This window comes from Bradyrhizobium sp. MI1.4 (assembly GCF_055811315.1).
The window spans coordinates 77,782-88,784 of sequence record NZ_JBVVPP010000009.1 but is presented as its reverse complement, the minus strand read 5'-3'; the positions used below and the strand labels follow the sequence as shown (position 1 = coordinate 88,784).

The 11,003-nt window shown below is 65.4% G+C and carries 11 protein-coding genes; 7 read left to right on the top strand and 4 right to left on the bottom strand.

The features are described from left to right. Positions 1-48 precede the first annotated feature (48 nt). On the top strand, positions 49-567 hold the full coding sequence (locus AC0L23_RS13115) for a DUF6101 family protein (RefSeq protein ID WP_473357012.1): 519 nt from the start codon (positions 49-51) through the stop codon (positions 565-567). On the opposite strand, the gene ubiA is transcribed toward AC0L23_RS13115, so the two are convergent. After that, positions 564-1,496: a 4-hydroxybenzoate octaprenyltransferase gene (ubiA, locus tag AC0L23_RS13110; protein WP_085361275.1), complete on the bottom strand. Its 933-nt coding sequence runs from the start codon at positions 1,494-1,496 to the stop codon at positions 564-566. The two genes, AC0L23_RS13115 and ubiA, sit on opposite strands and share 4 nt — an antisense overlap. Further along, complete coding sequence (locus tag AC0L23_RS13105) at positions 1,493-2,152, bottom strand: hypothetical protein (RefSeq protein WP_085350104.1); 660 nt, start codon at positions 2,150-2,152, stop codon at positions 1,493-1,495. The genes ubiA and AC0L23_RS13105 overlap by 4 nt, the downstream gene beginning before the upstream one ends. 208 nt (positions 2,153-2,360) lie before the next feature. On the opposite strand from AC0L23_RS13105, the gene AC0L23_RS13100 reads away from it, so the two are divergent. Then, positions 2,361-3,113 carry a 16S rRNA (uracil(1498)-N(3))-methyltransferase gene (locus AC0L23_RS13100; RefSeq protein ID WP_085361274.1) on the top strand — a complete coding sequence of 251 codons (753 nt, stop codon included), beginning with the start codon at positions 2,361-2,363 and terminating at the stop codon, positions 3,111-3,113. A 9-nt stretch (positions 3,114-3,122) separates the two neighbouring features. Here the strand turns inward: AC0L23_RS13100 and AC0L23_RS13095 are convergent, their stop codons facing one another. After that, a complete protein-coding gene (locus tag AC0L23_RS13095) occupies positions 3,123-4,067 on the bottom strand; it encodes a helix-turn-helix domain-containing protein (protein WP_231190239.1) in 945 nt (314 codons plus the stop codon). Positions 4,068-4,806: 739 nt separating this feature from the next. Here AC0L23_RS13095 and AC0L23_RS13090 point away from each other — a divergent pair. From AC0L23_RS13090 to AC0L23_RS13070, 5 genes are all read left to right on the top strand, one after another. Beyond that, positions 4,807-5,958 (top strand): ATP phosphoribosyltransferase regulatory subunit, encoded by a 1,152-nt coding sequence (locus AC0L23_RS13090; protein ID WP_085361272.1) that lies wholly within the window; start codon positions 4,807-4,809, stop codon positions 5,956-5,958. A gap of 3 nt (positions 5,959-5,961) precedes the next feature. Next, on the top strand, positions 5,962-6,939 hold the full coding sequence (gene hisG / locus AC0L23_RS13085; RefSeq protein WP_018453440.1) for an ATP phosphoribosyltransferase: 978 nt from the start codon (positions 5,962-5,964) through the stop codon (positions 6,937-6,939). 100 nt (positions 6,940-7,039) lie between these two features. Next, the gene (locus tag AC0L23_RS13080; RefSeq protein ID WP_085361271.1) at positions 7,040-8,101 is read left to right on the top strand and encodes a glycosyltransferase family 2 protein; all 1,062 of its coding nucleotides are present in this window, start codon (positions 7,040-7,042) and stop codon (positions 8,099-8,101) included. Next, a complete protein-coding gene (locus tag AC0L23_RS13075; protein WP_473357006.1) occupies positions 8,098-8,943 on the top strand; it encodes a ChbG/HpnK family deacetylase in 846 nt (281 codons plus the stop codon). Before AC0L23_RS13080 ends, AC0L23_RS13075 begins: the two co-directional genes overlap by 4 nt. Before the next feature lie 136 nt (positions 8,944-9,079). Continuing rightward, positions 9,080-9,892, top strand: a complete 813-nt coding sequence (locus AC0L23_RS13070; RefSeq protein ID WP_085361270.1) for a DUF2076 domain-containing protein — start codon at positions 9,080-9,082, stop codon at positions 9,890-9,892. Between the two features lie 71 nt (positions 9,893-9,963). Here the strand turns inward: AC0L23_RS13070 and AC0L23_RS13065 are convergent, their stop codons facing one another. Next, entirely contained in the window at positions 9,964-10,758 is a 795-nt protein-coding gene (locus AC0L23_RS13065; RefSeq protein ID WP_085385433.1) for a L,D-transpeptidase, read from the bottom strand. Positions 10,759-11,003 lie beyond the last annotated feature (245 nt).

Genomic DNA, 11,003 nt, shown 5'->3' with positions numbered 1-11,003 from the left:
CCCTGCCCCCCCCCCTTAAAAATACCCGGGGGGGGTACAAATATCGCGGTGGGGTTACAAACAGAAACCCGGGGGCGGGGGGGGGGGGGGGGCCCCCCCCCCCGGCGCCCCCACCCCCTTTCCCTTCCGGTCCGCTTCGATGCGCATGATCCGCGTGCCGACGGATATGTCCGGCAGATCGAGCTTCATCGCGAACGTGTCGTGCTGCACCGTGCCGTCCGCGGCATGCGGATGGCGATCAACGTCCGCGTCAGCGACTTCATCGGCGTCGCGCTGCGCGGCAACGACGAGGCCCAGACCCTCGTCCTCGTGCATCGCGATCCCTCGCTCTCCATTCCGCTGCTGGTCAGCGCCGATGGCGACGAACTCGTTGAGGCCTGGGCGATCTGGAGCGAGCTGTTCGCGCTTCCGCAGCTCGACGAAGGCGCACGCAAGCCCACGCCGCGCCGCCGCCGCGCCAACGCGATTCGCGACCGCCGTCCGAAATTTCTGATGCGCCGCCGCACCGGTGTTGCACGGGAGTTGTCGGTGCATCGCGATGAGCGCGAGATCATCGCCCGGAGTTAAGCCGTCCGCATCACCGCGTCGGCCAGCAAACCCGCAAACAACAACACCCCCGCGTCGCGGTTCGAGTAGAACAGGCGCTTGCAGAGATCGCCGTCGCTGATATTCAGCCGCCCGATCTGCGAGGCCAGATGCACGGCGAAGGCCCCAAGTCCGAGCCAGGCCGGCCAGCGCGCATCGCCCGACGCCAGCGCCACGCCGATCAGCAGCACCGCGAGGCCGTAGAACAGTATCAGCGCCTGGTGCGTATGCGCGCCGAACAGGCGCGCGGTGGACTTGATGCCGATCAGCGCATCGTCCTCGGCGTCCTGATGCGCGTAGATCGTGTCGTAGCCGATCACCCAGGAGATCGCGCCGGCATAGAGCACGAGCGCGGTGACATCGATCCGCCCGAAGGTGACGGCAAATCCCATCAGGGCGCCCCAGGAGAACGCGAGCCCGAGCACGATCTGCGGCCACCAGGTGATGCGCTTCATGAACGGGTAGATCGCGACGATCAGCAGCGAGGCAATGCCGGTCAGGATCGCGAAGCGGTTGAACTGCAGCAACACCACGAGCCCGATCAGCGCCTGCGCGACCATGAACGCCAGCGCCTGCTTCGCGCTCACCTGGCCCGAGGGCAGCGGCCGCGAGCGGGTGCGCTCGACCTTGTCGTCGAGGTCACGGTCGGTGATGTCGTTCCAGGTACAGCCTGCCCCCCGCATGACGAAGGCGCCGATGAAGAACAGGACGATGGTGAGCGGCAGGCCGCGGACGTCATGGGCCATGCCGGCGGCGAGCGCCGCCGACCACCAGCACGGCATCAACAGGAGCCAGGAGCCGATCGGACGATCGAAGCGGGACAAGCGCAGATAAGGCCGCGCCCATTGCGGCGCACGCGTATCGACCCAGTTGCCAGTGGAATCGGCAACTCGGGCTGACGTGTCGCTCATCGCGTCAGGACGTTGCCGTTGAGTGTGTCGAAGGTGCTGCCGCCCTTCTTGCCGGCATTGGCCTCGGGCGGCGAGCCCGAACCCAGCACTTCGCTCAGCGACGGACCGGCCGGTCCGCGCGGCTGGTTCTGCATCTGCTGCGCGACATTGCAGACCTTCGCCGCCATGGCCTCGGTGTTCTTGTGGCCGTCCTTCATCTGCGCGCCGACCTGCGCCGGAATCCCGCACTTCGAGGCGTTGGCCTCGATGTACTTGATCATCTTGGTCTCAGCCTGGCTGAAGTTGCGGATCAGCTTGCAGGCCTCGTCAGGCGGGGCGTGACGGTCGCTCGCGGCCTTGATCAGCTTGCCGCGTTTTTCGGCATCTTCGCGCAGAGGCATGAACGCCTTCATGCAGTCCTCGCCGGGACCGGCTTGCGTCGGCGGGGCCGCGCTGAAGGCGCCGGCGCCACCGACAGGAGCGGCCCCATTCACGGGGAAGGACGATTGCGGCGCGCCGCCGACGGAGGCGACGGGCGCCGAGCCATTGACGGGCGGGAAGGCGGAACTGGTTGGGGCCTGGCCCGGCAGCGGCGCGGGAAAACCCTGCGCATAGGCACCAACGGCGCCCATCGTGACCATGGCGGCAGTGATCGGAACCATCAAATGACGGATCATCAAGGCAGTCTCTCCGGCAGGAGCATGCGGGTTCGGCGTCTTCCCAATTGAAGCGCAACCAGCGTGCTCGCGATTTTACGATTCCCGCCGGCCCTTAACAACCCGTTGAATAGGGCGGGAGCGCGGCGCGCCGACGCACCATTTTGGCAAAATTTACCCCGAAAGGACTGCTTTCGGTTAAGAACGGCGGCAAATCGGACCTTTGACGATGCCTTCCCACGATTTCCGCGGCCCCCGCCTGTTCGTCGACGCCCCGCTTGCCCAGGACGGCAGGGTCGAGCTCGACCGCGACCAGAGCAATTATCTCGGCAATGTGCTGCGGCTTGCCGCCGGGGCCGAGGTTTTGGCGTTCAACGGCCGCGACGGCGAGTGGCAGGCCGCCATTGAAGGCCGCAAGCGGCCGGACGGTCTCGTCATCCTCCAGCAGACCCGGCCGCAGGACCGGCTGCCCGACCTCGCCTACATCTTCGCCCCGCTCAAGCATGCCCGGCTCGACTACATGGTGCAGAAGGCCATCGAGATGGGCGCCGCCAGCCTGCAGCCGGTTCTGACCCGATTCACCCAGGCCTCACGCGTCAATACCGAGCGGATGCGCGCCAATGTCGTCGAGGCGGCCGAGCAATGCGGCATTCTCAGCATCGCCACCGTTGCCGAGCCGGTGCCGCTGGAGCGCTTCTTGACCCTGCGCGCCGCTGGCAGACTGCTGATCTTCTGCGACGAGGCGGCGGAGCTCGAAAACCCCATTCGGAGCTTGCAAGCCACACGCGCCGGGGAGGGAATCGACGTGCTGATCGGACCCGAAGGCGGCTTTGCCGAGGAAGAGCGGGTCCTGCTGCTGCGGCAGCCGAAAATCCTGCGGCTGGCGCTCGGACCCCGCATCATGCGGGCCGACACCGCCGCGGTGGCCGCGCTGGCGCTGGTGCAGGCGGTGCTGGGCGACTGGGGTGGCGAACGCGGCTAAGGCACGTTGCTATTCGCCTCGTAGCGATCGGTTCAGGGTCTCCGAAGGCAACTCTCCGAAAGCCTCTCTGTAGCTCGCTGCGAATTCGCTGAGATGCCAGAAACCATGCGCAAGCGCGCAGGACTTCACACTCCGGCCTGCTCGGCCGGTGCGCAGTTGCTTGCGTACCGACCAGAGGCGCAAGACCCGGCTATAGCGATGTGGGCTCATGCCGCAGATGGCCCGTGTCGCACTCTGGAGAGTCCGGACCGACACGCCCGCCTGTTCCGCCAGTTCGGTGGTCTTGTGCCAGATCATCAGATCGCGCCGAATCAGTTTTTCCATATCAGCCACGATCCGCCGATAATGCTCGGTGGTGGACGACGCAGGTGCGCTTGCGACACTGGACCAGATCGCCGCATCCATCGTGCTGAGCAGTGATCGTTCGACAATCGTTTGCGAAGCCGGCTCGTTCAGGAAGTCCGGGTCATTTGCCGCGGTTTCAAGCGAGATCGAGATCAGACGGCGCAGCGAGGCAAGCACGTCCGGCGCCGGATTCAGCAAATGGCATCCATCGCTCAATTCAGGCAATGGCTCCCGCCCGGATGGACTGAAGTAGACCACCGCCAGCAGACGCCCCTCCGGCTCATGCACCAAGCAATCTGAACCGCCTTTTAGAATGACAACAGAACCGCCGATCGATTGCCCGTTGATGCGGGCAGAGGTCACGTGATCCATCGGTACCACCACTGCGGCAGCATTGGTGAGCTGATAGCCGCGAATGATCCGGGGGAAGGTTTTCAACAGCGACAGGGTCAGGGTCGGCAAGGTGAGCCGGGCACGCATGATCGCGGTCGTCCCGACAGACAACGGCATGCTCGATGCGCCGGCGTATTTCTCGGTCTCACCGAAATGATCGATGTCATACGATTTGAGCTCGAGCGCCGAGGATGGCTTGAGATCCTGGAACGACATCAAGCGATCCGCCGCTATCTTTTGCATTGCCTCGCGAGCAGGGACTAGACGGCTTTGATCCATGTTCTGCTGCTTACCTGACCTTCTTCGTAGAGACGGCGACTTTAGCGCGACGCAAACCACCCGGCCCTCTGGCCCCGGCGCGCCGCAGGTCGCGGGGCATTGAGAATGGCACGAACGATCAGAAGGTCGAGTGGATCTAAGTCGTAGTGCCGGAACATCTCGCTAATCAAAACAGCATATAGGCCAGCGTGTGTCGCGCGACCGTTCGGATTACATCTGTGCGTTGTCGCATGAATCGGAAACCAACTTTCGCATGGTAAACCAAGGCTCTGCGAACGGATCGTCCGCCCTACCCAAATTGAGCATGAGACCAGTGGACATCCTCAACCGGGCCAAGCAGTTCGCGGATGAGGTTACATGCGAGGGCCGAGCTTTCCGCCCAGGCGGCCCATTCCTTCGTGAAAGCGGCCCGGAGACCTGCCTGGCCGAAATGAATGAGGGTGAGGCGTCCAACCTAACTGGGTCGGCCGCAGCGCGATCGATCGGTATTATATTACCTAGCTTGGCGACGATACCTGATTTGGGCTTCGCATCCTCTGCTGACGGCGCGGTCGCTCCGGCGCTGTTAAGCGATTGATCCTTTGGAGGTCGAAACCGCTTTCGGGCCATGCTAAGGCCTGCGGCAATTCGTTCCCTGCTTGCCCTGCCCGGTTCCACCGGGACGATGGACCCCGAGATGACCGCGACTGCCACCTCAAACGCTGCCGGCTCCGCCGCCTGGGCGGACACGCTGCTGCTGTCGTTCGGCCAGGCCGGCTATGTCAGGGCCGAGCCCGCCATCCTGCAGCCGGCCGAACCGTTCCTGGATCTCTCCGGCGAGGACATCCGCAAGAGCCTGTACCTGACCACGGACCTCTCCGGCGATGAGCTCTGCCTGCGCCCGGACCTGACCATACCGGTGGCCCGCGATTACCTCAGCTCTGGCCGTGCCGGCCAGCCGGCCGGGTTCAGTTATCTCGGCCCGGTGTTCCGCTACCGCAACGGCCAGAGCAGCGAATTCCTGCAGGCCGGCATCGAGTCGTTCGGCCGCCAGGACCGCGCCGCGGCCGATGCCGAGATGCTGGCGCTGGCGCTGGAGGCGACCGCCGCCTTCGGCGTTCGCGACGTCGAGATCCGCACCGGCGACGTGGCGCTGTTCAACGCGCTGCTCGACGCGCTCGACCTCTATCCGGTCTGGCGCCGCCGCTTGGTCAAGGATTTCAACCGCAAGATCAGCCTGGAGCAGGATCTGGAACGGCTGGCAGCCGCGACCACAGCGACCCGCAGCGAATATGAGGGCGTGCTCGCGGCGCTCACCGGCTCCGACCGCAAGGCAGCACTCGCTTTCGTCACCGATCTGATGTCGATCGCCGGCACCACCAATGTCGGCGGCCGCACCACGGCCGAGATTGCCGACCGCTTCCTCGAGCAGTCGACGCTGAAGGGCGGCGCGCTGCCGCGCGAAGCCATCGCCGTGCTCAAGCGTTTCCTGTCGATATCGGGTAACCCCGATGACGCCGTGGCCGAGCTGCGCGCGCTCACCAATGATGCGAAGCTCGACCTCAGTGCTGCGATCGACCAGTTTGAAAGCCGGGTCGGCTTCATGGCGGCGCGCGGCATCGATGTGAAGGGGACGCGGTTTTCGACCGCGTTCGGGCGCGGGCTCGACTACTACACCGGCTTCGAATTCGAGCTGCATCACCGCGGCAACGGCGCCGAGCCGCTGGTTGCCGGCGGCCGCTATGACGGGCTGATGACCCAGCTTGGATCGGCCGAGCCGATCCCCGCGGTCGGTTTCTCGGTCTGGGTGGATGCGCTGACCCGGATCGGCCGCAAGGTGGGAGCTTAAGTCATGAGCGCGCCATTCGTTCTGGCCGTTCCCTCCAAGGGTCGCCTTCAGGAAAACACCGAGGCCTTCTTCGCCCGCGCCGGGCTCAAGCTGTCGAAGGCGGGCGGCGCCCGCGACTATCGCGGCACGCTCGCGGGCCTCGACAATGTCGAAGTCGCCTATCTCTCGGCGAGCGAGATCGCCTCGCAACTGTCCCGCGGCTCGGCGCATCTCGGCGTCACCGGCGAGGATCTGGTGCGCGAGACCATCGCGGACGCCGACAAGCGCGTCTCCCTGATCGAAGGCCTCGGCTTCGGTTATGCCGACGTCGTCGTCGCGGTGCCGCAGGCGTGGATCGACGTCCGCACCATGGCCGACCTCGACGACGTCACCACCGGCTTCCGCGAGCAGCATCACATGCGGATGCGGGTCGCAACCAAGTTCATCAATCTCACCCGCGCCTTCTTCCAGAGCCAAGGCATCACCGATTACCGCATCGTCGAAAGCACGGGCGCGACCGAAGGCGCACCGGCCGCCGGCAGCGCCGAGTTGATCGTCGATATCACCACGACCGGCGCGACGCTCGCCGCCAACGGATTGCGGGTGCTCGACGACGGCGTGATCCTGCGCAGCCAGGCCAATCTGGTCGCCTCAAGGGACGCCGATTGGTCGCCGCAAGCGCGGGAGACCGCGCGAATCATCCTCGATCACATCGCGGCGCGGGCGCGGGCCAACAAATACCGCGAAGTCCGCACCCGCTTCCGCCAGTGCGACGCGGCCATGCTCACCGAGGCCCACGAGCGCTTCGGCGTCGAAGCCCCGTTCGGCGGACCGACCTCGTCAGGCATGCTCACGCTGCACTGCCCGCCGGGCCAGCTCTATGCACTCGCGAGCTTCCTGCGCGGGCATGGCGCCGAGACCGTCTCGGTGGTTTCGCTGGATTACGTGTTCGACCGGGAGAACCCGCTGTTCGCCAGGCTCGAGGCGTTCCTGCGGCAGTGAGCCCAAAGTTTGTTGAGCAATTCCGTTCAGCGTAGCGACAGCAAACGGCAGCTACCATATGCTGTTGAGATGACCTTGAACGCCTCTGGAACCTTGATCGATGACGCTGGGCTCTGACGTTTCCGGCATGACGACCACCGCGGCAAGCGCCGCCGCGAAGGGGCTGTCGATTGTCGTCCCGCTCTACAACGAAGCCGCCGGCCTCGCCGCCCTGCACCAGCGCATCTGCGATCTCGCAAAGACCTTGCGGGAGCGCTATCGCTTGGCTTGCGAGGTCGTCTATGTCGACGACGGTAGCGCGGACGCGACGCTGTCGATCGCCCGCTCGCTGCCGGCCGACGCGGTCGACGTCCAGGTGGTGTCGCTGTCGCGCAATTTCGGCAAGGAGGCCGCGCTGATGGCTGGCCTCGACCATGCCCGGCTCGGCGCGGTGCTGTTCATGGACGGCGACGGCCAGCATCCGCCGTCGCTGGTCGAGCGACTGGTGCGGCACTGGATCGAGGACGGCTACGACGTCGTCTATACCGCCAAGGCGCATCGCGACAACGAGCCCTTCCTGCGGCGGCTCGCCGGGCGCGGCTTCTATGCGCTGATCAATTGGGGCGCGCGCCAGAAGATTCCCGAAGACGCCGGCGACTTCCGCCTGCTGTCGCCGCGCGCGGTCGCAGCACTGAGGCAGCTGCCCGAGCGCAACCGCTTCTTCAAGGGCCTCGCGAGCTGGATCGGCTTCCGCCAGATCCGCGTCGATTACGAGCCCGCGCCGCGCACCCATGGCGTGACGACCTTCAGCGCCGCACGCCTGCTTGGTCTTTCGATCGAAGGCGTCACCTCGTTCTCGGTGGCGCCGCTGCGCTTCGCCAGCCTGCTCGGCGTGATCCTCGCCGGCGGAGCGTTCCTGTTCGGTCTGTCGATCCTCTGGGAGGTCTTGACCACCGGCAAGCAGGTGCCCGGCTATCCCTCACTCGTGATCGGCCTGATGACGATCGGCGGCGTGCAGCTCATCATGATCGGCATCGTCGGCGAATATATCGGCAAGATCCTCTCCGAGCTGAAGGCGCGCCCGATCTACTTCGTCGCCGAGCACAGTGAAAAGCATTTCGAAACCGAGAAGGCCCAGGACGCTTCAAGCCTGGACGCCTCGAAGAGGACGGCGGCCGAATGAGCGCGGCCGCGCCGCTGCGGCGGATCTGGCTCTGCGCCGACGATTACGGCATCAGCCCGGGCGTCAATCGCGCCATCCGCGACCTGATCGAACGCGGCCGTCTCAACGCTACCTCGGTGATGATGGTGGGACCTGCGGTCGAGCGCAGCCAGATCGAAGCGCTCCAGGCGGCAGCGCAAGCGAGCCCACGCTGCGCGATCGGATTGCACGTGACGTTGTCGGCACCGTTCCGGCCGCTCACCATGCATTTCCGTCCGCTCGACGGCGACATGTTTCTCCCGTTTCCGAAGCTGCTGCGCGCGGGTCTTGCGCGAAGGCTCGACCGCGAGTTCTTTCGCAACGAGGTCAAGGCGCAGCTGGCAGCCTTCGCGAAAGCGTTCGGACGCGCGCCTGACTTCGTCGACGGCCATCAGCATGTGCAGCTCTACCCGCAGGTGCGCGACGGCTTTGTCGATGCGGTGAGCGAAGTCGCGCCAAAAGCCTGGGTACGCCAGGGCGGCCGCGACCTGCCGCTGATGCAGCGGCTGGCCTCACCGAAAGCCATGGTGCTCGACATTCTCAGCGCGCAATTCCGCCGCCGTGCCGTCAGCGCGGGCCTCAGCTTCAATCCCGGCTTCGCCGGCGCCTATGATTTCACGCGGGCGGCCGATTTCGGCGAGCTGATGCGGCAATTTCTCGAAGGCCTGCCGGATGGCGGCCTCGTGATGTGTCATCCCGGCTTCGTCGACGAAATTCTCACCGGGCTCGACCCGATGACGGATGTCCGCGAACGCGAGCACTCCTATCTCGCCGGCGATGCCTTTGCGCGCCTGCTGACGGACAGCGGCGTCACGCTGGGGTAAAACCGGCGAAGTTTGCGAGAAAGCCGCCCCGCGGGGCAGCTTGTCGCATACCGAAATTTAATCCAGCCGGCACTGTTGGGGCCACAATGGAACCCTACATCTGCCTCGCGCTTGTTTTGCGCGAGGGAGACTGACCATGACGCCGCAGGAACGCCAGCTCGTCGACGAGCTTTTCGACCGGCTTTCGAAACTGGAAAATGCACCGCGCGATCCCGACGCGATCGCCGCGATCTCCGACGGCCTGCGCAAGGCGCCCGGCGCGATCTATGCGCTGGTGCAGACCGTGCTGTTGCAGGATGAGGCGCTGAAGCGTGCTCACAATCGCATCCAGGAGCTGGAGGCGGCGCAGGCGCCCGAGCAGGCGCAGTCCGGCGGTTTCCTGGACACCATGCGCGACACGCTATTCGGCGGGGGTCCGTCGCGCGGCTCGGTTCCGAACGTACCGCCGCGTGACTCGCGGCCGGTCTGGAACAGCGGCCAGGCGATGCAGCAGCCACAGCCGGGCTATGGCCAACCACCGTACGGACAGGCCTACGGCCAAGGACCGGGTCAGGGCTATGGTGCGCCGCCGATCGGCGGTGGCGGTGGCTCGTTCCTCGGCACGGCGGCGGCCGCCGCGGCCGGCGTCGTCGGCGGCTCGCTGCTGCTCTCCAGCATCCGCGGCATGATGGGCGGATCGCATCAGCAGGCCTTCGGCGACACCAATGCTCTGGGCGATCGCAGCCCCTGGACCGGCAGCGATCAGTCCGGCGGCTCGCTCGCGCGCGATGCCGGCCTCGATGACATCGGCTCGAACCGCGGTGATGCTTCCCGGCAGGGCTTCGCCGACCACGCTTCGAACGACGACCAGAATTACAACGATCAGAACGACAATGGCATCGATAATGTCGACCTCGCCGAGGACAGCGATTTCGGCGGCGGCGACGATGGCGGCAGCGATTACGCCTGACGCTTCTTGTCCTTGCTCCAACGAGAACGGCCGCCGATGAGGCGGCCGTTTTGGTTCCGAGCACTATGCGCCTACATCACCACGACCTTGGTGCCCACGTTGACGCGGCCATAGAGATCGATGACGTCCTCGTTGCGCATGCGAATGCAGCCCGAGGAGACGTTGGTGCCGATGGTCCAGGGCTCGTTGGAGCCGTGGATACGGTAGAGCGTCGAGCCGAGATACATCGCGCGCGCACCGAGCGGATTTTCCGGGCCGCCTTCCATGTGCCTCGGCAGGTCGGGGCGGCGCGCGATCATTTCCGCCGGCGGCGTCCAGGCCGGCCATTCGCGCTTGGCCGTGATCGACTTCACGCCGGACCAGGTGAAGCCGGGGCGGCCGACGCCGATGCCGTAGCGCATCGCGCGGCCGTTGCCCTCGACGAGGTAGAGGAATTTGTTCGGCGTATCGACCACGATCGTGCCGGCGCTTTCGTTGCCGCTATAGTCAACGAGTTGTTTCTCGAATCTCGGGTCAAACTGACGCTGCCGCGGATCGACCGCCTCCTGCTGGAGACTTGCGCCCTGCATCTGCGGCTCGCCCATCGGCGGCAGGCGGCGCTGGTCATAATAACCTGGCTGCTGCTGATACACCGGCTGCTGCGGAGCGTAGGCCGGACCGCGACCGGGCCCGTCGCCAAATATGAACTCGATGAAGCCACCGCCCATGTTGGAGGCGACGCGCACGGGCGCAGGCGGCACCTGCGGCTGGTACAGCACCGCGGGCGGATCGTTCGGCACGCTATTGTCGAAGGCGCTGGCGCTGTTGACGCCGGCAATGAAGGTGCAAGCGCTGCCAAGCAGCGCAACAGACATTTTCTTGAACATCGACGTACTCTGTACTGTTTCGTCTAGATCACATGCGTCGTGGCGAGGTGATGGCTGATCCGCATCCGCGACGTGGTCAATAAAGAGCAAAAGCCGTTTTGTTTGGTAAACGGAAACGCCATTTCGATTCACCACATCGTCGGCAACGGCGCAATTTGGCGATCAGCGTTTATTTTCGATGAACGCCGTGCACGCATGGTTAATCGCCCGTTTGCAAGCCGTCGCGCGCAGCCGCACGACAGTTC